Consider the following 24,300-nt stretch of genomic DNA (forward strand, 5'->3'; position numbering starts at 1 on the left):
CTTGGTCGTATCATTGCAGGTACAAAATTTTCAATCATGAATTCAGGTATTTTGGAAACAGCAAAAATTGATTTGGATCGGAACGGCTTTCTGGATATCGCAGTAGATCCGAAGCTGGATCTGTTTGTTGAGATTGAAAAATTGAAAAAGGAAAAAAATGCAGTGATCCTGGCGCATTACTACCAGGAGGCGGATATTCAGGATATTGCAGATTACATCGGCGACAGCCTGGGATTGGCACAGGAAGCGCAAAAGACGAATGCAGATATGATCGTTTTTGCGGGAGTGCACTTCATGGCGGAAACGGCGAAGATTCTGAACCCGACAAAAAAAGTGGTGATCCCTGATTTTAAGGCAGGATGTTCTTTAAGCGACAGCTGTCCGCCGCCGTTGTTTCAGAAATTCAAGGAACAGCATCCGGATCATGTGGTGGTAAGTTACATTAACTGCAGTGCGGGAATTAAAGCGCTGAGTGATGTGATTGTTACGAGCAGTAATGCACGGGTGATCGTTGAAAGTTTCCCAAAAGATCAGAAGATCATTTTTGCACCGGATAAAAACCTGGGTGCGTATATTAACAAAGTTACCGGCCGGAACATGTTGTTGTGGAACGGAGCCTGTATGGTGCATGAAATATTCAGCCTTGAAAAAATCACACGGTTAAAGCATCAGCATCCTAATGCAAAATTGATTGCCCACCCTGAATGTGAGGAGCCTTTATTACGAATGGCAGATTATATTGGTTCAACAACCGGGTTGTTGAAATATACCCGGGAAGATGATGCAACCGAATATATTGTGGCTACGGAAACCGGTATTCTCCATCAGATGGAAAAAGATAGTCCGGATAAAGTGTTTATTCCTGCACCACCGGATAATAGCTGTGCCTGTAATGATTGTCCGCATATGAAACGGAATACACTGGAGAAACTTTATCTCTGTATGAAATATGAATTGCCGGATATCATTATGGATGAAACGTTGAGGCTGGCCGCAAAAAAGCCCATCGACCGGATGCTGGAGATCAGCGCTGCTGCCGGCTTGTAACGCTCTTTTGTAAAAGCGTATGATAAAACGATTGACCTTTATGATTGCCTGTTTGCTGTATTTTCAGGCGGCATTGTTTTCGCAGCAAAATATTTTGCGGACAACACAAAAAATACAATTAAAAAAAGGTACTCCTTTCGAATTAAAAATCCCGGTTGGATATAGTATAAATGTGGCTGCTCAGGGTTTGGAGCGGCCTCGTTTTTTTTCACGTAGTCCGGACGGACGTTTATTTGTTACGGATATGCACGACCGGAGCGATAATAAGAAGGGGCGGATCATGATTTTGGAACACTGGGATGAAAAGAAGAAATCGTTCGGAAAGATCACTACTTTTTTGAAAGGGCTGCACAATCCAAACCAGGTGGCATTTTATACTTCAGGTGAACAAACCTATATCTATATTGCAGAAACGGGTAAGCTGAGCTATTATAAATATACACCGGGAGATTCGGTAGCTTCAGGAAAACCGGTGGTAGTAGCTACTTTTCCTGACTATGGATTGAGCTATAAATATGGCGGCTGGCATCTGACGAGGAGTATTGCATTTCACGGAAGTAAAATGTATGTGAGTGTAGGCAGCAGTTGCGATGCATGTATAGAAACCGAAGACATCCGTGCTACTGTTGTGGAAATGGATCCGGATGGGAGCAATCAGCGGATCTTTGCCCGGGGCATCCGGAATGCAGTGGGGATAAAGTGGGTAAAGGATGCGCTTTGGGTTACACATATGGGAAGAGATAACCGGGGACCGGATAAACCGGAAGAGTTGTTCCATACGGTTGTGGATAATGGCTTTTACGGATGGCCTTATTATTATCAGTACCGGAAAACGATTATTGCAGACACACAGTTTATAAAGAAGGAGCACCCACCGTTTGTAAGAAAACCAGCTATTGTTCCTTATACGTTTAAGGCACATGCTGCTCCATTGGGATTTGAATATGTAGCGGATTTTGACGATCCACTACTGAATCATACATTTCTTGTAGCCTTGCATGGCAGCACCAGTGTGTGGCGTCAGCGTGGAAATGCTATTGTGCAATTAACTGCCGGTGGCGGGTACAGGGAAGTTATCAGTGGCTTTCTTCAGGGTAAAACGGAAAACTTGCGCTACGGCCGTCCCTGTGATATTATACAATGGGATAAACATTCTTTTTTTATCAGTGATGATAAAAACGGGGTTATTTATTTTTTTGAAAAGCGGTGATTGATCTATCGTTTCTTTATTAAACTTTATTGTAACAAAATAATTAACTTTATTTGCAGCTGTTAATAAACCATTTGTTTTATGAAATTACTGGAGAATAAAATTGCCATTGTTACCGGGGCGGCGCGTGGAATTGGAGAAGCGATTGTAGATAAGTTTGCAGAACAGGGCGCTGCTATAGCTTTTTCTTATGTAAGTGATAGCAGTGCAGAGAAGGCAAATACTTTGGTGAACAAATGGACGGAGCGGGGCGTTCGGATCAAAGCCTGGCAAAGCAATGCAGGAGATATGGCTGCTTGCGAAGCCTTTGTAGGCGATGTGTTGAAGGAATTTGGTACTGTAGATATCTGTGTGAACAATGCCGGTATTTCTAAAGACAATTTATTACTGCGAATGACGCAGGAACAATGGGAAACAGTATTACAGGTAAATCTCAATAGTGTTTTTTACATGACCAAACAGATCATCAGACCGATGATGAAGGCCAAAAGCGGAAGTATCATCAATATGAGTTCGGTGATCGGTGTAATGGGAAATGCAGGTCAGGCCAGTTATGCAGCCAGCAAAGCCGGAATTATCGGGTTTACGAAGAGCGTGGCAAAAGAACTTGGAAGCCGCAATATCCGCTGCAATGCTATAGCACCTGGATTTGTAGAAACGGATATGACCAGTTATTTGCATGATGGTGATGCATCTTCCAAATATCTTGCAGATATACCTTTGGGAAAATTTGCAAAGGGGGAAGACATTGCCAACGCCGCTTTATTTCTGGCTTCCGATATGGGATCTTATATAACCGGACAAACCCTTAGCGTTTGCGGAGGATTGAATATTTAATAGTCTAAGCCAGTTATATTTTGATTTAAAAGTTATAGAAAGAGAACGATTCAGCCGTTCTCTTTTTGGTATCGGTATAGCAGCTGCTGCATCTACGGGTCATCTATTTGGAATACATTTATTAAAGTAGTAACTTTTGCCGGTAGTTTTGTGATCAAATCTTTTTGTCTATTTTTATCGGAAAAGTTTCAGAGCTGAATCATTGAATTATCCACAGATGTTACTGAGGCATTTACATTTTTTGAAGTTGGTGTTGCTGCATGGCTTAACCGCTTTTGGTGGTCCTCAGGCACACCTGGCTATGATGATGAAGACCTTTGTAAAACAAACGCCTTATATAACAGAAAAGGAGTTGATGGAGTATAATGCATTTTGTCAACTGCTTCCAGGCGCTTCATCTACACAAACGCTTACCCTTATTGGTTTTAAAAGAGGTGGTATACCACTGGCAATTCTTACATTGCTTGTTTGGATCCTTCCTGCCTGTTCCATTATGGGTGGACTTTCTTTTTTGGTAAATTATCTGAATGGAGAAGACAGTCTGAATGTTTTCAGATTTATAGTGCCGATGGCTGCAGGGTTTTTAATTTACGCCTGTGTATCAGCCTTTCCATTTTCTGTAAATAATACGATCACGCTGGTGATTGCGTTGGTATCAGGTCTTGTAACCTTCTTTTTCTTTGGACGGCCGTTTATTGTTCCGCTATTGATTGTATTGGGAGGGGTAGTAACCAATCTAAGCAGGAAGCGGATACCGCAGGTAGAGGTGAAACCCGGAAAGATCCAGTGGTGGAATATCTGGTTGTTTGCCATTATTTTTATTATGGCTGGCATTCTTAGCGAGATCGCCCGGAAGAATGAATGGGAATACCGGAAGCCGGTGAACCTGTTTGAGAGTAATTACCGGATGGGAAGTTTGGTTTTTGGCGGGGGAAATGTATTGATGCCTATTATGTATGAACAGTACAGTGTACGACCGGATGAGGTGAAGGAAAAAAATCCCAATGCCATAAAGATCGACAGAGGAGAGATGCTGACTGGAATCGGAATGGTGCGGGCAATGCCGGGTCCGGTTTTTTCTATTGCTTCTTATACAGGTGGATTGGCTTTAAAAGACATGGGACCCTCCATGCAGGTATTGGGAGCCATTATTGGAATGGTTGGTATTTTTTTGCCAAGCGCATTACTGGTACTCTTCTTCTTTCCGATCTGGAATATGTTGAAAAAGTATTCCGTTATCTACCGCTCGCTTGAAGGAATTAATGCTTCTGTGATGGGAATTATGCTGGGTTCTACGGTATATATTATAAAGGACCTGTCCATTTTTAATGTTGGGTCTATTGAAATCACCAATCTTTTGGTTGTTCTGGGAACTTCTGCTGTCCTCATTTTTACAAAACTTCCGGCCCCGGTTTTGGTATTCCTTTGTTTACTGCTGGGTTATTTTCTAAAATAGCCCGATTTTTCAATCTCTTCAATGACCAGTTCGGGAAGAAGGTACCGGATCGATTTTTTATTCCTGATGAGCTGCCGGATAGCGGTAGCGGAAATTTCCAGTAAAGGAGCATCCAGCACTTTTAATTTATCGCTTAATGTGGCATCTATTATAAAGCCTGGTCTGTTGTATATAAATATATTAAAATTATTTATTATATAATTATGATTTTTCCATTTTTTTATATTCTGAAAGCTATCTCCTCCCAGGATCACTGCAAATTCATGTTGGGGATATTTCTCTGTCAGATAGGCCAGGCTTACCGCTGTATAGGAAGGCCGGGGCAGGGTAAATTCAATATCCGTAACCTGCATCCGGGTATCGGCATCAATTGCTAACCGGGTAAGGTGCAGCCGTTGATTTTCGTTAAGAAGAGAAGCCGTTTCTTTTAATGGATTATGTGGCGAAACTACAAACCATATTTTTTCAACCAATCCTTCATTCAATACATGGTTGGCGATGATCAAATGCCCATGATGGATTGGGTTGAACGAACCAAAGAACAAACCGATTTTCATTGGAAGGTTAGATTATAGTAGATACAACAATAAATCGTGCTTCGTCTAACCGGAGACTGAGTGTATATCCCGCTACAGAAATGGATATGGGATCGTTTAATGGGGCTACTTTGATAATTTCGATTTCTTCTCCGGGCAGGCAGCCCATCTCCATAAGCTTAAGGAAGATTTCTTCCGTAGTAAATTTTTGTATACGGGCACGCTGGCCGGGCCTTAGATCCGAAAGAAGAAGTTCCTTTTGTTGTTCCATGCTGCAAATCTAACTATTGTGAGTTGTGTTTTATTTACGAATTTTGAAAAAATATCAGTGTGAAGCAGTTACCCCAGATTACATTTTCCTTTCAGAAAAAGATAACGCTTAAGGACCGGATCCGTCTGAAACAGTTCCTCACTACCTTATTTAAGGAAAACAACCAGGCGTTGGATATGTTGCATTATGTGTTTTGTAGTGACGAAGAGATCCTGGATATTAACCGGCAGTACCTGGATCATGATTACTACACGGATATTATCACATTTGACCTGAGAGAAAAGCCATCAGAAGCAATGGTGGCTGATATTTTTATCAGTGTAGACACCGTACAGTCAAACGCTTCCTTGTTGAATATACCCGTTGCGAAGGAATTACACCGGGTGATCTTTCATGGGGCTTTACATTTATGTGGATATAATGACAAAACGGAAAAGGAGCAAGCCTTAATGCGTGAAAAGGAGGATGAATGTCTGCAGAAATACGGATTTAGATAGATGTTTCACGTGGAATAAGCCGTTTAGTCAATCCAATTAGGATTAACTGATTCTTATTTAGTTTAAATACACTTTTTACATATTTATATTAGAAGGGTTAAGTTCGGTAGTTGTTTCACGTGAAACGAAGTTTTAGTTCTGATTCTCTTCTTGCTGAGAGTATTAAACTCTTCTGATCCGATAAATCGTACTAATTTGTTTCACGTGGAACACGCTGGTTATGTTAAACTTCTCTGCTTCCCCAAGGTTCCTGGTAAATTGGTGGCCAGGGATGTGTTGTTGCAATGCGTTCTCTTAAGTTTAAAATGGCGATGCGCCGTAGGATATGCTCGTACTATTAATTGATAATCTTATTAGGAGGATTTGATTAACTACATGGAGAACCTTAGTATCTTTAGTTGGAAGAGTATTTGGACTAATGATGGCCTTGTTTCATGTGATCACATTAATAATCCTGGGGTAGGGGTAGCTTTTAAATGTTGAGTTTTCGGGAGATATAGGGCAGGTGGCTCTAAATAATTAGTGTGTATTAGAGTATTTGACTTTTAGAAGTCTTTTTGTGGCTGGGGTTAGAGGTGTCTTCCAGCATATTCATTTGTTTCACGTGAAACGGCGTTGAGACAGGGATTGACTTGGCGGGTTAGGTTTAAAGTAGCGGTTGAAACTGATCATCTCCTATTAGTTGCTGTTGTTTATGGGATCGATTTATTGAGATATTAAGGGCTTTGTACTAACTGTGCTGTTGTTTCACGTGGAACAAGTTTAATAATACAGAGTGCTTTTATTAATTGGATCAGTGATTAGAACAATAAATCAGCTTCAAAATTGGACCGATAGCCTTCTATAGGGCGGATAAGAGCCACTTATAAAAGGAATGGTGTAATTTTGCACCCATGTTTCCAGAATACGATGTTATTGTTGTGGGTGCGGGCCATGCAGGCTGTGAAGCTGCTGCTGCCGCCGCCAATATGGGATCAAAAACCTTATTGGTTACTATGAATATGCAAACCATTGCCCAAATGAGTTGTAATCCGGCAATGGGTGGTATAGCAAAAGGACAAATTGTGCGTGAAATTGATGCCCTTGGAGGCTATTCCGGTATTATAACCGACTTGTCTATGATTCAGTTCCGGATGCTGAACCGGTCGAAGGGACCAGCTATGTGGAGCCCAAGGGCACAAAGCGACCGGATGCTGTTTGCTGCAAAGTGGCGGGAAATGCTGGAACAGACACCAAATCTTGACTTTTACCAGGATATGGTAAAGGGGCTGCTGGTAAAAGACGGACGCGCTGCAGGCGTAATAACCGGTCTGGGTCATGAGATCCATAGTAAGGCAGTAGTACTTACAAATGGTACCTTTCTGAATGGTATTATTCATATTGGGGAAAAACAGTTTGGTGGGGGACGGGTGTCGGAGAAAGCTGCCAGCGGAATTACAGAACAACTGGTAGCTCTTGGCTTTGAAAGCGACCGGTTAAAAACAGGAACACCGCCAAGGGTAGATGGAAGGAGCCTGGACTACTCAAAAATGGAAGTACAGGATGGAGACGCTGATATTGTAGGCTTTTCATTTACAGATACCCCAAAAATTGACGCTTCTAAACAACGCTGTTGCTGGATCACCTATACCGATCAGAAAGTGCATGATATGTTGAAGACCGGGTTTGACCGTAGTCCGATGTACGCAGGAAGGATCGATGGAGTAGGTCCCCGGTACTGCCCCAGCATTGAGGATAAGATCAACCGATTTGCGGATAAAGAGCGGCACCAGCTGTTTGTTGAACCGGAGGGATGGAACACGGTAGAGATCTATGTAAACGGATTTTCAACTTCACTCCCGGAGGAAGTACAATATGCTGCCCTGAGGATGGTTCCTGGTTTTGAGAATGCACGGCTATTTAGGCCAGGATATGCTATTGAGTATGATTATTTTCCGCCAACGCAGCTTCAAAACACATTAGAAACTAAATTAATATATAATTTATATTTCGCTGGCCAGATCAATGGTACAACCGGGTATGAGGAAGCTGCCTGCCAGGGAATTATGGCGGGGATTAATGCACACTTAAAAGTGCATGAAAAAGATCCGTTCACATTAAAAAGAAGCGATGCCTATATTGGTGTGTTGATCGACGATCTGATCAATAAAGGAACCGAAGAACCCTATCGTATGTTTACTTCCCGCGCAGAATACCGTACCCTGCTGCGCCAGGACAATGCAGACGCACGGCTTACACCTATCAGTTATAAACTGGGTTTGGCTTCTGAACAAAGAATGGATAAAGTACGGCAAAAAAATGAAAATATTGCCAATATAAGAGGCATATTAAAGGAGATGGCGCTTCGACCCGATGAGATAAACGGGTTTTTATCGGCACATAATTCTTCTCCCATCCAGGAAAAACAGAAGGTGGAAAAGATCTTATTACGGCCGGATATTGAACTGAATAATCTTGTGGATGCCGTTCCTTTTTTAAAAGAACAGGTAAAAAACTATACCCGGGAAGAGCTGGAGCAGGCATCTATTCTTACCAAATATGAAACCTATATTGAAAAAGAACGGGAACTGGTAAACCGGATGAGTGAAATGGAAAACCTTTTGATTCCCTCCGGATTTGATTATGCCCGGCTAAGCTCATTAGGAAATGAAGCTAAAGAAAAATTAAATCGCATCCGTCCACAAACATTGGGGCAGGCCAGCCGGATATCGGGAATCAAACCCAGCGATATCCAGATACTGATGGTATATATGGGCCGCTGATTATAAAATTTATTCATCCTGGCAGATGGCCTGTTTCCTGAACGGTGCTTTTTCACCCGTGGTAAAAACCAGTTATGTTTCGCAACGCAGTATTCCTTGCTTTTCTTTTTTTGTTTATTAGTCATGCCGGTATTTCCCAGGTGCAGCCTAAGGAACACCTTTCCGGGTTCCTCATGACATCGCTTACGTATAAGTTCAATTCTAAATGGATGGCCTATACAGAATTACAAACGCGTTCTATCGAAAATTTTACGCCGCTGGACTATTCTGAAACCAAGGGCGGTATCGGGTACAATATTAATAAAAGTAATCAACCCTTTATTGGTTTTGGAAGATATGCTACCTGGCGGGAACATGAATTGTACCAGCGGGAACTGCGCTTATGGCTGCAGTATACATTTACTAATAATATAGGGAGACTGAAGATGGATCACCGGGGCCGGGCTGAACAGCGTTTCTTTCATTTTCCAAAAACAGACGATAATAAAACGGATCAGCGATTTCGCTACCGGCTTAGCGCTACCTTACCAATCAATAACAAAAAAGTAGAACCCCATACTTTTTTTATAAATGGATTTGAAGAACTGTTTTTAGGTCCCAGGGCTGATCTTATAAAAAGAAACCGGCTGTTTGCGGGGTTTGGCTATCAGTTTACAAAAACGGTTGGAACTTCTACCGGGTATATGTGGCAGCGGGAATTAGCTCCATCCGGAAATCGAAACCTGCATTTCCTCTACCTGGCGCTGAATTTTGTTTTGGACCGGAAAAATGATAACGACCGGCATATTGATGTACCGGTGGCGGATTAATAAAATACGAATAAATTCGTTTGTAAAAGAGCCGTTTTTTTTGCCATATATCCGGCACTTTGAATGATGAGATATAATAAACAATGTGTGATGATTCGTTTCAGTACAGGTGACCTGGCAACAAAAAATCCTTGCGCTGCTGCCTTCAAGAAATAAGCGTAATAATTTCGTGAAAATCAGCCAGCAATATAAGCTGAAGAATACCTCCCCCTTTTATAACAGACCAGTCCAAACCATTAATATAGTATAAAAATTTAAACGATTAAGCAATGATTTAAGTATTTATAAGCATCTCCAGCTATTTATTGAAAAAGCTGGTTCCGCTTTTAGATTAATACGCATGAAAAATCAACAAAATCCATACAACGATAACCTTCTGTATTTTGAATACACCGCTATCTGCTCCAGGAAACGATTACAATGATTTTCTTTTGATCAGTTTTGTAGGATTACGCTTGAGTACGGTTTGATCGCCCAGAATGACTTCGGCCACCGACCGGCCCATGGCTTCGAAATCTGTTGAAATTACAGTGATGCCGCCTTCCAGTATTTCTTTTACATCCGTATCATTATAAGAGATCAGTCCTACTTCTTTACCCAGCGTTAGTTTCTTTTTCCGGGCCAATTTTATCAACGCTACGTCATCGGTGTTGTAGCGGCTGAAGGTTACATAAGCATTACCTTTCTGAAAGTTTTTTTCATCGATCTCCGATTGGATCAGGTATGTAAATTTGGCTTCTGTACAGTAACGTAAAAATCCGTCAATGACCAACCGGGCATGAATGGCTTCCGGATGCGCTACAAGGATGAGCCGTTTATATTTGGATAATTCAGTTTTGAGCGCGATAAGACTATGATAAATATCGTAACCGAAATCCTGGTAAATGCTGTTATAGTTACCGGTTAACCCCTGTTCATGCAGATCAATGATGATTCTTTTTTTATCCGGGATCAGGTTCAATAAGGGAGCAACATCTTCTTTAAGAAAAGTAGCCACAACATAATGTGTGTATTTTCCCAGATTTTCCCGGATCAGTTTTTCAAATACCTGGTAGTTGTGATGATGAAAATAAATATCGATATCCGCACGTTCTTTTAAATGATCAAGCAAACTCCGGTAAAGCTGTTCCCGCATAATGTTCATTTTATCCAGCAGCAGGAATATCCGGAAATTATGATCAATCGCTTTTTTTCTTACAAAATAACCTTTGCGGTACACCGATTCAATAATGCCTTTTTCAACCAGGTGATTCAGTCCCTTCAGCAGCGTTTCCTTACTCATGAGGAGTTGCAGTTGCAATTGCTTCAGTGAAGGAATCTGATCCCCGATATGCAATTGATCACTTTCAATAAGCGAAATAATATATTCTGATAATTGCTCGTATTTCAGTTTGGCATGTAAATCATTTTTAACCTGTTTTGTACCTGCATCCGCGGCTGCGCTCATAGAAAATCTTTCCGGCAAAAGTAAGTAATAACCAAAACAAACCAAACCAGGATTGGATGAGGGGTGCCATGCAAACTTAAAATCATGTATAAATAACTGATATTATTATAGGTATAAAAAAGATGATCTAAAAATTTGGAGAAATGAAAAATAGTTCTATGTTTGTTTTGTATACCAGTCCAGACCAGACTATATAAAATAACGAATATTGCGTATGAAAAGAAGTAAAATCTTGCCGTTGCTGTTTGCCGTTGGTTTCCCGATCAGCTGTTTGGCCCAGACCGTAAAAAATGTTACCGGCACTGTTACGGATGAAAACGGAACGCCTCTGCCAAAGGCCACTGTTATTATACAGGGTAAATCGGTGTCGGGCATTACCGATGCCAAAGGAAATTTTAATCTTTCCAACATCCGTGAAAATGATGTAATGGTCATTTCCATGGTAGGGTATACCACGCAAACGGTTCCTGTTTCGGGCGAAAATCAGTATAAGATCCGGCTATCTCAAAACAACCAGGTACTGGATGATGTGGTGGTGATTGGTTATGGAGAAGTAAAGCGGAAAGACCTTACCGGCTCCGTGGGCTCCGTTAATATGAAGGACATGGAAAAGGCACCAGTGGTTTCATTTGAAGATGCACTGGCCGGAAGGATAGCTGGTATGCAGGTAAGCTCCAATGATGGTCAGCCGGGAAGCACCAGCAATATTGTGATTCGTGGAGGCAATTCCATCACCCAATCCAATTCACCGTTATATGTGGTAGATGGATTTCCATTGGAAAGCCCGGATAATAATACCATTAACCCGGATGATATCGAATCCATTGAAGTATTGAAGGATGCTTCTTCCACCGCCATTTACGGAGCACGAGGTGCCAACGGGGTTATCATTATTAAAACAAAGCAGGGCAAGACGGGTCCTCCGGTAGTTTCTTATAATAACTGGCTGGGGCTTCAGTATCCAATAAAGAAACTTCCGGTGATGAGCCCTTATGAGTTTGTAAAATATCAGCTGGAACTGAACCGTACAACAGCGGAGCGCCTGTACCTGCAGGATGGCAAAACACTGGAATCTTACCGGGATATGGAAGGCGTTAACTGGCAGGACTATGTGTTGCAAAATGCCTTTATGCAAAACCATAGTATTTCTTTAAGAGGAGGAACCGCTGCTACCAAGTATTCAGTAAGCGGATCTAACCTGGATCAAAAAGGTATTGTGATCAACGGGGGATATAAACGCTACCAGGGGCGGTTTCAGATTGAACAACGCATTGGTAAAAACTTTAGGGCGGGGATCAATACCAACTATACGCAGGCGATTAAGAACGGGCAGATCGCTAATTTAACCAGCGATAACCTCAACAGCACTTCTGCCGGAAATGCCTCGTCGTACCTGCTTTACAGTACCTGGGGTTACCGGCCCATTACAGGAAAAGGCGAGAGTGATGATTTTATCGACCAGCCTTTTGACGATGAGGTAGCATCCAATACAGACCTGAGGATAAACCCGGTGGTTAATTCCAATAACATGTATATGTATGCTTTTAATAAATCGTTATTCACGAATGCATTCCTGGAATATTCGTTTCTTAAATATTTTAAATTCCGGGTAAATGGCGGGCTGACCGACATCGATCTCCGGTTCGAGCGGTTTAATAATTCAAAAACAGCAGCAGGAAACCCGCGCACGGTTTACGGAGCTACTTATGGTATTAATGGTTCGATCGATAACCAAAATGTCCGCAGCCTGCTGAACGAAAACCTGCTCACATTCAACCGCACATTTAACAGCAAACACAAGGTGGATGCCGTTGGCGGTTTTACCATGCAGCGCAACAGTACACAGGGGAACGGTTTTGTATCCATCTTATTGCCGAATGAGGTGTTGGGTATAAAGGGGCTCGACCAGGGAACCGTACTTTCAAAAACAACATCGGGTTCTTACTCAACCCTGGTGTCCATGCTGGGGCGGGTGAACTATACCTATAATTCGCGATACCTTTTTACCGCTTCATTCCGAAGTGATGGATCCTCCAAGTTTGCACCTCAAAACCGGTGGGGCTATTTTCCTTCCGGCGCATTTGCGTGGAATTTAGGAAATGAGCCATTCCTTAAATCAGTGAAGGCGATCTCTGCTGCCAAGCTAAGAGCGTCATATGGTATTACCGGTAACAACCGGGTTTCCGATTTTGCTTATCTCAGCGTGCTGGACCAGGAAGTATCGGCCAATACCGGTAATACCAAGAGCGGGTACTATTTTAACGGCACTTATATAAAAGGGACGGTACCAACCCTGGTGGGAAATAATAATCTTAAATGGGAACGCACGGGCAACCTGGACCTGGGACTGGATATTAGCCTGTTTAAAGAACGCCTGAGTTTAACCACCGATTACTATTATAAAAGAACTACCGATCTGTTGCTGGATGCATCGCTGCCTACATCAACCGGATACCTGACCGCGTTTAAAAATATTGGTATCGTTGCAAATAAAGGGATCGAGTTTACTCTGAACACGGTAAACGTAAGCACCAAAAATTTTACCTGGTCGTCTAATTTCAACATCGCATTCAACAGTAATGAAATAAAAGAACTGAACGGCGATCAACCCAGCCTTACTACGAGGATCACGAACTGGAACGCCAATTTTAATAATTCGCTGCCCTATATCGCATTGCCCGGTCATCCTGTAGCCCTGTTCTATGGATATGTTTTTGACGGATTGTACCCGGTAAGCGATTTCAATATATTGCCCAATGGCAGTTATGAGCTGAAATCAAATGTGCCCAATAACGGAAGCGACCGGGCATTGATCAAACCGGGATATATCAAATACAAAGACATTAACGGAGATGGCGTTGTGGATGCTAATGATCAAACCATTATCGGTAATCCCAATCCCAAACACATCGGCGGATTTTCGAATAATTTCCGGTATGGACAATTCGATCTGAATGTGTTCCTGCAATGGTCGTACGGAAACGATGTACTGAATGCCAACCGGATCGTTTTTGAAGGTGCGGAAGCGCGGATGAGTCTGAATATGTTTAAAAGCTATGAGAACCGCTGGTCGTTGGATAATCAAAACAGTTTGCTGCCGGTGGCCGGTGGTTATGGCCCCAATGTATATTCGAACAGGAATATTGAAGACGGTTCTTTCCTGCGGTTAAAAACGGTATCGCTGGGGTATAACCTCTCTCCTGAACTGATGAAAAGATGGAAGATACAATCGGCAAGGCTGAGCCTCTCTGCTCAGAACCTGGTAACCTGGACAAAATATTCAGGGTTGGATCCGGAGGTTTCCGTGCGGAACACAGCCCTTACACCGGGCTTTGACTGGAGTCCTTACCCAAGGGCACGCACGATTACACTGGGTATGAACATCACTTTTTAACGATAGCGGCAAGAACGCATAAAAATATTCATATGAAAAAGAGTTTCTATTATATCTGTACGGCGCTGGTATTGCTTGGTTTTTCCTGTAATAAAATACTGGATACAACGCCGCAGGATTTTGTATCGCCCGTAAATTATTACAATACGGAAAGTGAGCTGGAATCCGCACTGGCAGGGGTTTATGACCGTTTGGGAGATAACCGGGTTTATGCACAGGGCATGGCCAGTTACCTGGTGGTGAGTGATGAGTTCTTTATGAAAAACCAAACCTCCGGAATTAACGCCAACATCATAGACGCGTCTACCCTTGAAATTAACAGGCACTGGGAAGCACTGTACACCGGTATTGAGCGGGCAAATATGTTGCTGGAAAATATAAATAAGGCGCAGCAGGTAAGTGAAGCAAAACGCAACGAGATAAAGGGGCAGGCACTTTTCTTAAGAGCCTATTATTATTTTTTGCTGACGGATGAATTTGGCGCGGTACCTTTAAAACTGCAGTCCAGCAAGAGTCCGGAAGAAGCGCCGCTGCCGGCCACTCCGGTAAAAGAGATCTATGACCAGATACTGAAAGACATGAAAGAAGCGCAAGGCCTTGTGCGGTCGGTTTCAGACTATGGATACAACACCCGCATTACAAAAACAACGGTGCAGGGCATACTGGCGCGGGTTTGTTTAACAATGGCCGGATCTTCGTTAAAGGATGTTTCAAAATACACCGAGGCCAGGGCATATGCCGACAGTGTGATGCAGTCTGGTGTACACGGATTAAATCCGGATTTTAAGCAGATCTATGTCAACCATGTTAAAGAGATCTTTGACACGCGGGAAAATCTTTGGGAAGTAGAATTTAAAGGCACCAGCCAGGGTGAGATACAGGAAGGCGGCACCATCGGAAGTTATAATGGCATTACCTGTGGTAATATTGATACCGGGTATGGGTATGATTATGTGCATGCTACGGCAAAACTGTATAATGCTTATGCCAATGGGGATCTGAGAAGGGATTGGACCGTTGCGCCGTTCCGGTTTGTAACTACAGGAAATACCGTAGTACGGACGGCCTGGAATGCTACTGAAATTTATGAGCGAAGCAACGGAAAATGGAGAAGGGAATATGAAACGGTTTTGCCGCGGAATCAGAACTTTACCGGAACCAACTGGCCACTGCTGCGCTATGCAGATGTGCTGCTGATGTTTGCAGAAGCGGATAATTATTTAAACAACGGACCTTCAGAAAAAGCGTACACCGCCATTAATATGGTACGACGCAGAGGATATGGAAAAGACGTTCTTACTCCGGATACCCAGGCCGATGCTCCGGCAGGTCTTTCCCAGCAAGACTTTCAGGAACTGATCGTAAACGAACGGTTGCGGGAACTGGCTTTTGAAGGACTTCGCAAACATGATCTGATACGCTGGGGCATTTATCCATCTGTTATGCAGGTACAGGCACGGGAATACCAAATGAATATGCCTACGGCGCTGCGGGATCCTGCAACAGCACAGGCCCAGCGCGTAACAGCGCGGTCGGTTGTATTCCCCATCCCCAATAGTGAGCTGGCGGTTAACCCCAATATCAGACAAAATTCCGGTTGGTAATTAAATAAATTGTATCAGATGAATAAGCTAATAATTGCTGCTGTATTATTTCTTTCACTGGCTTCCTGCAAAAAACGATATGCACTGGATGCGATTGATAATTTTTCTATTGAGCTGGAAAAGGCCACGTATAAAGTTGGGGAGCCCATTCGCTTTGTTGTAAACGGAAAACCGGATAACCTGGTGTTTTGGTCGGGCGAGGCCGGACATGTTTATCAATTCCGCGACAGGACGGCTGTGGAAGGAAATGCCCTGTCCCTCAATTTTAAAAGCTTTGCACAATATGGGCCGCAGCCGGTTGATCAGAGCACCTTAAAATTGCTGATATCCACCGACTTTAACGGTAAGTATGATTCGGCCAATGTGCGGACTGCTACCTGGGAAGATATTACTGATAAAGCGGTTTTATCATCGGGCCAGGATCAAACGCCCTCAGGGAATATTGACCTGAGTTCCTTTGCTGCCACCAATAAAAATCTGGCCATTGCCTTCCGGTATAAAACCAATGTTGTAAAACCGGAATCCCAGCAAAATCGTTGGGTGATCCGTTCCTTTGATCTGAAGAGCATCAATCAGCAGGGAGACGAAACGGTACTTGCCAATATGGCTACTGCTGGCTGGGCGGGTTTTAATTTCAGCGGTCCGGCAACCAAATGGAGCATTACATCTGCCCAGCTTCTTACCGTTACGAACCCGGCAGATCTTGATGATGACTGGGTGATCACCAAACAATTTAATCCCAACAAAACGATGCCGGATAAAGGAGAGCCGATCAAGAATATCTCACAAAACTTATATAGCTATACCCGGGTATATAATAAACCCGGCGTATACAAAGTCGTATTTGTGGCAACAAATGTGAATGTTAAGGCATCCGCATCCGTTGTAAAAGAAATCGAATTAACGATTACTGCTCCGTAAGAAATATAAAGAAATACATATAATGAATCGTGCAGTCATTTATTGTTTAAGCGGATTGTTACTGCTGGGTGCAGCGTCTGAAAAAAGCTATGGTCAACCGGCCAAGGAAGCTGGATTGAAAAATGATGTGTTACGCCTGGATTGGGAGTATGCCCGCGATGGATATAAAGTAAAACAGTTGCGGGTGAGGGCACAGGATGGGTGGCGTTCGCTGGCCGCTCCCCTGGGACAATACACCGTGCTTTACAGTGCAGCCCAACCGAAGATGGATGCGCAACCCATCACGGATAAAAATGGAAAGGCTGTTCAATTTCCGGAATCCGAATACCGGTACATCATTCCTACCTGGAAGGCAAATACTTCCGCTGTTTCTATGAATAAAGAAGGGCGTGCTTTATCGTTTTACCCGCAGCAGTATAAAGCAGCCGGAGATAAAATCATTTTTCAGCAAAAGACAGATGTGGCCACCGTTGAAGCCGTTTGGCAACTGGATCCCGTTTACAAAAATGATCTCCGGGTTTCCATCCGGTTAACAGCGAATGAACCGGGCTATTATTCCATTGCCAGTCCGGCGCTAACTGTAAATGATAAATCCTCTTTTCAATGGGCTTGTATCCCGGGGCTTTTCCAGGGAAACAGCATCAACAATAACTTTATTGATGCCTATGCCTATGGCCATGGAATTCCGGATAAACCGGTAGTGGTAAGAGAACGCACCGCTGCTGCGCTTACTTCTATGCTTACCAATAAAGACGGAATCACACTTGCGGTTACGGCGGAACCCGGAACCGGTCGCGATCCCTGGACATTTGATAAATCTACCCAGTCCGACTGGCTGCTGGGTTTGTCATTGATCAATCGCAATGAGCAGCTAACGCCTACGCTTTATCACCCGGTATTAGGGCAAAAAAAATCATATTTAAACAAGGGTGAAACGGTTTCTTTTGATTTCCGGTATACCGTGCATGTATCCAACTGGTATCCTGTTTATAAACATGTAGTAAATGACATCTATCGCTTTGATGAATTATTGCATCTGAAACAAACGCACCTGTCCCTGTCTGAACGGATTACACAGCTCTTTAACTATGTAAGAAATGATAGTACTTCCCGCTGGCGCACTTTTGATTATAACGGTCGCATCATTGGTGCGCAGGAATACCTGGGGGGCGTATACGGGGCGAACAAGGATGCTGTTAAAAATGCGGATTATGGTGCCATGTGGATGCTGGCAACCATTACGCAGGATTCTATTCTTATACATGAGCGTTTGAAAGCCGCATTGAATTTTAAACTAGCGCAGCAACATACAGGAGGTGGCTTTTTTAATGGTGCTGCTGCGGGACAGTATTACCTGCACGAATCCAAACGGTTCACAGAAGAGTGGGGGCCTTATACCGAACCGATTGCCACTACTTATTATATGTTGCTGGATATGGGCAACGTCTTTTTGTTTGAGCCGGGAAACACAGATCTTAAAAAAGGATTGCGTCTTGCAGCAGACTGGCTCCTGGCTCGTATGAAACCAGAGGGGTATTGGGAAGTAGCATATAATAATCATACCATGAAACCGATGTTCCGGGATCTGAAGGATTATCGCCCTACTTTTTACGGCCTGGTGGTTGCTTACAAAACACTGGGTGATAAAAAGTATTTAGATGCTGCTATAAAATCGGCTAACTGGTATGTTAAGAATGCTGTAGAGCAAGGCTATTTTTTGGGCGTTTGCGGCGATGCACGGTTTGCTCCTGATTTTGCTACGGGGCAAAGTGCACAGGCATTACTGGACCTTTATGATATTACCAAAGATCCGCGGTTTAAACAAGCTGCCGTTACAACAGCACAGTTCTATACCACCTCTATTTATTCGCATCCCATACCGGGTCATCAGCCCACGAAAAGCGGCAACCGGCAACTGGAAGACTGGCAGATCAGCCAGGTAGGATTAAGTTTTGAACATGGCGGCACATTGGGTTCGGCGAACCCCAGTGGTCCTATTCTGCTGGCCAGTCATGCGGGGATGTTTGTACGACTGTTTCAATTGACAAAAGACTCCCTGTATCTTAATATGGCAAGAACAGCGGCGCTAAGTAAGGATGCTTTTGTAGATCCGGCTACCGGGGTCGCTTCTTATTACTGGAGCGCGATGAACAAAGGTGCAGGACCCTTTCCGCATCATGCCTGGTGGCAGGTGGGATGGATCACTGATTACCTGATGGCCGAATTATCTTTACGGTCGCAGGGGCGGATCGATTTTCCTTCCGGGTTTCTTACACCCAAGGTAGGGCCCCATAAAACAGTAGGATTTCATGCAGGAAAAATATTTGACAAGGAAGGCGACCTCCTGTTCCTGGAAAACCTGGTCTCGCTAAGTAATCCCAATATGGATTACCTGTGTGCGGTGAACCGGAAAACAAAGAAGTTTTACCTGTTTGTCCTCAACAATGATGATGAGATTCAGCAAGGCACTATCAGGATCGATGACTCCCGTTTTATTCCCGGATACCACCTTCAACCGGAACCTACGACATGTTTTTCTGCAACCGGAGTACAGATGAAAGGCGCTTCTGCAAAGAGTATAAGCATCGCTCCTTATGGGTTACAGGTATACACATTTAATTACAATTAAACTTTTCAATACATGCGCCCAATCATCACAATAAGACTGGTGCTTGTGTTTCTCTTGTTAATCTGTTGTGGAAATGCTTTTACACAGTCTGGCAAGTACCTGCTGTTGGGTTCCGATTTTCAATTTAAGGGCAAGTGGTTTACCGAACCTGCCAAAGAAAGCATCAGTGGCACTATTTTACGGTTTTTAGAGGGCGGGCAGGATCCAACATCCGATGCGTTAACCGTATTAAAAATTGAGCAACCCGGAAGCTATGCGGTCTGGATCCGTACGCCGGATTTTGATACCTATCCCCGTACCCGCTTATTCCAGCTTTCTATTGGCAACGCCGCATTGAAGAAGGCCGGAGGTCATGGAATGCCCGGATACTTTTGGGAACGGCTGGGCACTGCAGATCTTAAACAGGCGGAAATATTATTGCGTCTTCACAATTTTAATTATGGCCGCTGCGATGCCATCCTGTTGATCCAGGACAGCACCCTTGATCCCAACAAAACAGATACAAAGACCCTGCTATCCTGGAAAAAACTTCCGGTGGAACAGTCAGTAATTGCGGAGGAAAAGAAGAACACAGCGCCGTTGTTGCGGTTAAGCAATACGGACAAAATAATAGCCGGTATTGAAAATGAAAATGTCCGTCTGCAATTTGTAAAAGCCGGTGCGGATCAAAGAGCGATCGCCTGTAAAACGGAGATCAGGGAACAGGGGCAATGGAAACAGGCCGGAGGTGGCATGGAAGACCATAAAGTATTTTTGATAACGGCATATGCAACAGCTATCCAGTTCAACAAATACTATCCTACCTGGGATAATAAGAACCCCGGAGCGTATTTTGTTTTTGATGATCAAAAATACATTGTACAAAAACCAGGGGATGAGTTCAATCCCTTTCAATCGGGCAACCTGAGCGAAGCCATTCCTGTAAGCGTAAATGCTGTTGATAAACAAACCATCGAAGTGCATTATGTTACCCGGAATGGTTCTGCCATTACCGGTTTTTGGTCGCTTCCTTCGGGACAACAGCATATTGAATTACGTCTGGTTTGCAAAACGGCGCAGCCGGGATATTACAGTATGGGTGTGGCGGCTTTTCAACCGATTGCAGACCCGGAACTGGAAAATGTATTGATGGCACCGATGTTTCAATACAAGCGGGTATCCGACGGTCCGCAAATGATGGTTACCTCAATGATGCAGCAACCCATTGCGATCGTTGCCGCAAAGACAAGCCTGGGGCCGGTTTCAAGCTACGTAGCTGTGGATCCGGAAACACTTAAAAAAGACTGGGGCTCTGTAGACGATGCGCCCGCCGGGTTTACATTAAAAAATCATCAGAACCAGGTACAGCCGGTAATGTTTGCGCCCGTTTTGGGAATGAAGGATTCAAAATATGAAGCGGGGCAACTGATCGACCGCCGGTTTATGATCGGCCTGGTTCCGGGTAACTGGGATTCGGCACTGGCATATGCATCCGGAAATATCTTCCAGGTGCATGATTACAGGAAACAACAGCAAGCTTCGCTTACAGACGCCGTGTTTAACATGATTGAATTAACGAAAAATGATTCGGCCGGCGGATGGGCAAAGGAACTAAAAGGGTTTTATGATATTGAAGGTGATCCCAAAACGGCACCAACCGTGGTGAATGCTACACCGCTGGTAAATGTGGCTCTTTCCGTTTTACAAAATGATGAACAATACTACCTGAGCCGCTCACTGCCTACGATAGAGTATACCCTTTCGCGGAGCGGATACCGCTGGGCAACCGACATTGTTCCCACAGCATTCAACAATACCCGGAAAACATTAGAACTGAATCCCCTTACTTCACAATTTACCACGTCCTATTATGCAGGACTGAACCGGATACTGGGCGGATTGAATCCCTGGCTGATGCATATTGCGTTGCCGGGTGATAGCCTCCGGGCAGCAAAAGGATACTCTACCGACTTTCATTCCTGGAACCAGGCGCTTTGGGCCTACCAAATGACAGGACAGGCAAAATGGTTGCAACGGGCACGCAGGGATGCAGACTTTTTTATACAGGATAAAATCTATTCAAACTCCAATAAGCTGCTGAGTCATATCCCCTTTTATAATGCCAGTTTTTATGCCCCCTGGTGGGATCTGCTGGATCTGTATGAAACCACTAAGGATGCAACATACCTGAAGGCTGCAGCCTATGGGGGATATTTTACCATTGCCGGCATACGTAGTTATCCCAGGGTAGAAGATCAGTTGCAAACCATCCATCCAGGAAACCGTTATGAGGGCATTACGCATATCTGGTGGAAAGGAAACCAGCCATACCGGTTAGGCTTCCCGAGAAAAAAAGATGATGTACAGGAAAAGAAGGTCCCGGAATGGCTGGTATCCCCGGTAGGGCTGGGACTGGAGCAACCGAGTACTTATTTTACACGGGTAAAAGGACAAACCGTGCACCCGGTATTTATGAGCAGTTGGGCGCCACACCTGCTGCGTTTGTTTCAGTATGCACACCAACCCATTTATGAGATCTATGCGCGGAATGCCGTTATTGGCCGGTATGCCAATTACCCGGGATATTATGGTACCGGCTTCACCGATGTGCCCATGTCGGCAGACTTTCCCTACAAGGGACCGGATGTAAGTTCCATTTATTATCACCATATACCGCCGCACATTGCGTTCAGCCTGGACTATCTGATCACAGAAGCCATACAGCGATCCAATGGCAACATTCAATTTCCGTACAGCAAACAGGAAGGCTTTGTGTGGTTTAATAACCGGGTGTATGGCGGGGAGCCCGGAACTATTTTCGGAGATACAAAGGCTGTGCTGCGTATGCATAAGGACTGGGTACAGATTCAAAACCCGGAGATCAATTATGTAACCGCGGTTTCCGATAAAAATTTCTGGATCCTGCTTTCATCGGAAGCAGACCAGGCAAAAACCGTAAGCATAAAATGGAGCAAAGATGTGGGTACAAAACAGGAAGGGGCGGCGCTTTGCTATGCCAACGATGGCCGGTCTGCAACGGTTGCTATAAAGAATGCAGGAGTTAATGTACCGGTGCCTGCAAAAGGATTCAGCGCGGTTGCCATTCCCCTGAATGCAGTTGTGCCAATAAAAAAACAATCGCCGCTGAAAGAAGGAATGAAGATCATTGATCTGGGTAAACCCTGGGGAAGTGTATTCCTGTTCCGCATCCGGTCTCCTTTTGGCTGGGATAGCTTTTATGGATTTGCAGAAACGGCACCATTGAATGGGTATTCGGTAATCGTTACCTGTAATAAGCAAACAAAGGAAGTAAAACAGTATCCTTATGAGTGGAGCTTTACTAAAATTGGTATGGGAGAAAACGCTGCAATAGAACTTGATTTCAAAAGTGCCGAAGGAAAAACGATATCCAAAAAAATCGTACTTAATGGAAATGAATAAGCAGATTTTAAAAACAGCGATACTGGGGTTGCTCTGGATACCGGTGACCAGCTTTTGTCAGTCGGGAACTGATAACGACAAAATAGCGGCATCACAAGCCGATGCTTCACCGCTTTATTTTGATGCCACAGCGGCTGGTGTGCCTGCAGTGGATCCGGGACGTTTTCACAATGAGCAGGAATGCCAGGTACGTGCGGGTCTTCCGGATTTTTTTGAAAAAATAAAACAGGGAAAAGAAATCGTAGTGGCGTTTATCGGTGGCAGCATTACCCAGGCCAATCTTTGCTACCGGTTGCAGACGGCCCGGTACCTGGAACAGTTATATCCATCGGCCCGGTTTAAATGGATCAATGCCGGCGTGTCCGGCACCGGAACAGACCTGGGCGCATTCCGGATCAAAGAACAGGTATTGCAACATAAACCCGACCTGATCTTTATTGAGTTTGCTGTAAACGGGGCTTACCCCGATGCCATGGAGGGCATGATTCGGCAAACCATAAAAGCAGATCCGTCAACAGATATCTGCTTGTTATACACGATACAAAATGGGCAGACAGCGTTCTACCAAAAAAATGAACTGCCCCCAAATATCCAGGGACTGGAGCGGGTTGCGGCCCATTATGGATTACCTGCTATTCATTTGGGTATGGAAGCAGCCAGCATGGAAGCTGCGGGAAAACTGATCTGGAAGGGAAGCCCGGGCGCCAATCCGGGTAAGATTCTATTCTCAGAAGATGGCATTCATCCGGCCACAGCAGGAGGAAACCTGTATGCCGCAGCCATTGCAAGGGCGTTTCAAAAAATGAAAAAGCCTGTTCAGGTAAAAAAGAAACAACTCCCGCCACCGGTGATTACGGCTGCCTGGGATGAAGCCACAATGGTTCAGCCTTCTGTTGTGGCCGAAGCAGCCAATGGCTGGTTGTCCCATTCAACGGAGCAGGACCCGGCATTAAGAAAATTCAATCCCTGGTTTGCAACGGTTTTTACGGCCGATAAACCCGGCGCGGCTTTCCGGTTTCGTTTCAGGGGTGATCTGTTTGGCATCTTTGATATTGGCGGCCCGGAAGTGGGACAACTGGAGTTTATGGTGGATGGCAAACCCATAAAGCTGAGCAGGAGTAAGCAAGGTAGTTTTATTTATTACCAGGCGAACGATACGGCATCAGAAAATGTGCTGAACCGCTTCAACGCCTATTGTAATAACCGCTACCGCGGGCAGTTTGATGTGGTTAAACTGGAGCCTGGGGTACATGAGGTAACCGTTACCGTTTCTTCAAAGAAAGCAGATAAGCTGCAGATCCTTCCGGAAGATAAGCGGGAGGATCTGCAACAACATCCGGAGAAATACGACCGGTCGGTCATTTACCAGGGACGGATCTTAATAAGAGGAAAAATAGTTAAAGAAACCGGCACTTATCAACAATAACGCAATAATTATTTCTTGTAAACCCTTTTTCACC

General features: G+C 44.1%; 16 protein-coding genes. 13 read left to right on the forward strand and 3 right to left on the reverse strand.

The annotated features are described in order from the left end of the window. The first annotated feature begins 36 nt into the window (after positions 1-36). From nadA to Q1V85_RS18320, 4 genes are all read left to right on the forward strand, one after another. The gene (gene nadA, locus Q1V85_RS18305; protein ID WP_300602008.1) at positions 37-1,047 is read left to right on the forward strand and encodes a quinolinate synthase NadA; all 1,011 of its coding nucleotides are present in this window, start codon (positions 37-39) and stop codon (positions 1,045-1,047) included. 19 nt (positions 1,048-1,066) lie between these two features. After that, a complete protein-coding gene (locus Q1V85_RS18310; protein WP_300602009.1) occupies positions 1,067-2,257 on the forward strand; it encodes a sorbosone dehydrogenase family protein in 1,191 nt (396 codons plus the stop codon). 81 nt (positions 2,258-2,338) lie between these two features. Beyond that, complete coding sequence (gene fabG / locus Q1V85_RS18315) at positions 2,339-3,094, forward strand: 3-oxoacyl-[acyl-carrier-protein] reductase (protein WP_300602010.1); 756 nt, start codon at positions 2,339-2,341, stop codon at positions 3,092-3,094. Positions 3,095-3,311: 217 nt separating this feature from the next. Next, entirely contained in the window at positions 3,312-4,550 is a 1,239-nt protein-coding gene (locus tag Q1V85_RS18320; protein WP_300602011.1) for a chromate transporter, read from the forward strand. On the opposite strand, the gene nadD is transcribed toward Q1V85_RS18320, so the two are convergent. Continuing rightward, complete coding sequence (gene nadD, locus Q1V85_RS18325; protein WP_300602012.1) at positions 4,535-5,107, reverse strand: nicotinate (nicotinamide) nucleotide adenylyltransferase; 573 nt, start codon at positions 5,105-5,107, stop codon at positions 4,535-4,537. The two genes, Q1V85_RS18320 and nadD, sit on opposite strands and share 16 nt — an antisense overlap. A gap of 7 nt (positions 5,108-5,114) precedes the next feature. Continuing rightward, entirely contained in the window at positions 5,115-5,357 is a 243-nt protein-coding gene (locus tag Q1V85_RS18330) for a FeoA family protein (protein WP_300602013.1), read from the reverse strand. Positions 5,358-5,416: 59 nt separating this feature from the next. Here Q1V85_RS18330 and ybeY point away from each other — a divergent pair, with 59 nt between their 5' ends. The 3 genes from ybeY to Q1V85_RS18345 all read left to right on the forward strand — a co-directional run bounded on the left by ybeY (position 5,417) and on the right by Q1V85_RS18345 (position 9,425). Then, a complete protein-coding gene (gene ybeY / locus Q1V85_RS18335) occupies positions 5,417-5,854 on the forward strand; it encodes an rRNA maturation RNase YbeY (protein ID WP_300602014.1) in 438 nt (145 codons plus the stop codon). Between the two features lie 893 nt (positions 5,855-6,747). Beyond that, positions 6,748-8,616 carry a tRNA uridine-5-carboxymethylaminomethyl(34) synthesis enzyme MnmG gene (gene mnmG, locus Q1V85_RS18340; protein ID WP_300602015.1) on the forward strand — a complete coding sequence of 623 codons (1,869 nt, stop codon included), beginning with the start codon at positions 6,748-6,750 and terminating at the stop codon, positions 8,614-8,616. A 74-nt stretch (positions 8,617-8,690) separates the two neighbouring features. Beyond that, positions 8,691-9,425 carry a DUF2490 domain-containing protein gene (locus Q1V85_RS18345; protein WP_300602016.1) on the forward strand — a complete coding sequence of 245 codons (735 nt, stop codon included), beginning with the start codon at positions 8,691-8,693 and terminating at the stop codon, positions 9,423-9,425. A gap of 415 nt (positions 9,426-9,840) precedes the next feature. Here the strand turns inward: Q1V85_RS18345 and Q1V85_RS18350 are convergent, their stop codons facing one another. Then, positions 9,841-10,872, reverse strand: coding sequence for a GntR family transcriptional regulator (locus Q1V85_RS18350; protein WP_300602017.1), 1,032 nt, complete (start codon positions 10,870-10,872; stop codon positions 9,841-9,843). Between the two features lie 214 nt (positions 10,873-11,086). Here Q1V85_RS18350 and Q1V85_RS18355 point away from each other — a divergent pair, with 214 nt between their 5' ends. Genes Q1V85_RS18355 through Q1V85_RS18380 form a run of 6 tightly spaced genes read left to right on the forward strand, consistent with a single transcriptional unit; the run spans position 11,087 to position 24,266 of the window. Continuing rightward, the gene (locus tag Q1V85_RS18355) at positions 11,087-14,266 is read left to right on the forward strand and encodes a TonB-dependent receptor (RefSeq protein WP_300602018.1); all 3,180 of its coding nucleotides are present in this window, start codon (positions 11,087-11,089) and stop codon (positions 14,264-14,266) included. Positions 14,267-14,298: 32 nt separating this feature from the next. Continuing rightward, on the forward strand, positions 14,299-15,870 hold the full coding sequence (locus Q1V85_RS18360; protein WP_300602019.1) for a RagB/SusD family nutrient uptake outer membrane protein: 1,572 nt from the start codon (positions 14,299-14,301) through the stop codon (positions 15,868-15,870). An 18-nt stretch (positions 15,871-15,888) separates the two neighbouring features. Beyond that, entirely contained in the window at positions 15,889-16,791 is a 903-nt protein-coding gene (locus Q1V85_RS18365) for a DUF5017 domain-containing protein (RefSeq protein WP_300602020.1), read from the forward strand. Between the two features lie 22 nt (positions 16,792-16,813). Beyond that, positions 16,814-19,420, forward strand: a complete 2,607-nt coding sequence (locus tag Q1V85_RS18370) for a glycerophosphoryl diester phosphodiesterase (protein ID WP_300602021.1) — start codon at positions 16,814-16,816, stop codon at positions 19,418-19,420. A 12-nt stretch (positions 19,421-19,432) separates the two neighbouring features. Next, a complete protein-coding gene (locus Q1V85_RS18375) occupies positions 19,433-22,840 on the forward strand; it encodes a hypothetical protein (RefSeq protein WP_300602022.1) in 3,408 nt (1,135 codons plus the stop codon). Then, positions 22,833-24,266 (forward strand): SGNH/GDSL hydrolase family protein, encoded by a 1,434-nt coding sequence (locus Q1V85_RS18380; RefSeq protein ID WP_300602023.1) that lies wholly within the window; start codon positions 22,833-22,835, stop codon positions 24,264-24,266. Before Q1V85_RS18375 ends, Q1V85_RS18380 begins: the two co-directional genes overlap by 8 nt. Positions 24,267-24,300 lie beyond the last annotated feature (34 nt).

The sequence above is a fragment of the Niabella sp. genome, from assembly GCF_030150205.1.
Taxonomy (GTDB): Bacteria; Bacteroidota; Bacteroidia; order Chitinophagales; family Chitinophagaceae; genus Niabella.

Excerpts from the sequence above, each read along its gene's own strand:
- nadA (WP_300602008.1), top strand. The coding sequence starts at position 37 with ATGAATTCAGGTATTTTGGAAACAGCAAAAATTGATTTGGATCGGAAC.
- fabG (WP_300602010.1), top strand. The coding sequence starts at position 2,339 with ATGAAATTACTGGAGAATAAAATTGCCATTGTTACCGGGGCGGCGCGT.
- Q1V85_RS18345 (WP_300602016.1), top strand. The coding sequence starts at position 8,691 with ATGTTTCGCAACGCAGTATTCCTTGCTTTTCTTTTTTTGTTTATTAGT.
- Q1V85_RS18350 (WP_300602017.1), bottom strand. The coding sequence starts at position 10,872 with ATGAGCGCAGCCGCGGATGCAGGTACAAAACAGGTTAAAAATGATTTA.
- Q1V85_RS18330 (WP_300602013.1), bottom strand. The coding sequence starts at position 5,357 with ATGGAACAACAAAAGGAACTTCTTCTTTCGGATCTAAGGCCCGGCCAG.
- mnmG (WP_300602015.1), top strand. The coding sequence starts at position 6,748 with ATGTTTCCAGAATACGATGTTATTGTTGTGGGTGCGGGCCATGCAGGC.
- Q1V85_RS18355 (WP_300602018.1), top strand. The coding sequence starts at position 11,087 with ATGAAAAGAAGTAAAATCTTGCCGTTGCTGTTTGCCGTTGGTTTCCCG.
- nadD (WP_300602012.1), bottom strand. The coding sequence starts at position 5,107 with ATGAAAATCGGTTTGTTCTTTGGTTCGTTCAACCCAATCCATCATGGG.
- Q1V85_RS18370 (WP_300602021.1), top strand. The coding sequence starts at position 16,814 with ATGAATCGTGCAGTCATTTATTGTTTAAGCGGATTGTTACTGCTGGGT.
- Q1V85_RS18360 (WP_300602019.1), top strand. The coding sequence starts at position 14,299 with ATGAAAAAGAGTTTCTATTATATCTGTACGGCGCTGGTATTGCTTGGT.
- Q1V85_RS18320 (WP_300602011.1), top strand. The coding sequence starts at position 3,312 with ATGTTACTGAGGCATTTACATTTTTTGAAGTTGGTGTTGCTGCATGGC.
- Q1V85_RS18380 (WP_300602023.1), top strand. The coding sequence starts at position 22,833 with ATGAATAAGCAGATTTTAAAAACAGCGATACTGGGGTTGCTCTGGATA.
- Q1V85_RS18365 (WP_300602020.1), top strand. The coding sequence starts at position 15,889 with ATGAATAAGCTAATAATTGCTGCTGTATTATTTCTTTCACTGGCTTCC.
- Q1V85_RS18310 (WP_300602009.1), top strand. The coding sequence starts at position 1,067 with ATGATAAAACGATTGACCTTTATGATTGCCTGTTTGCTGTATTTTCAG.
- Q1V85_RS18375 (WP_300602022.1), top strand. The coding sequence starts at position 19,433 with ATGCGCCCAATCATCACAATAAGACTGGTGCTTGTGTTTCTCTTGTTA.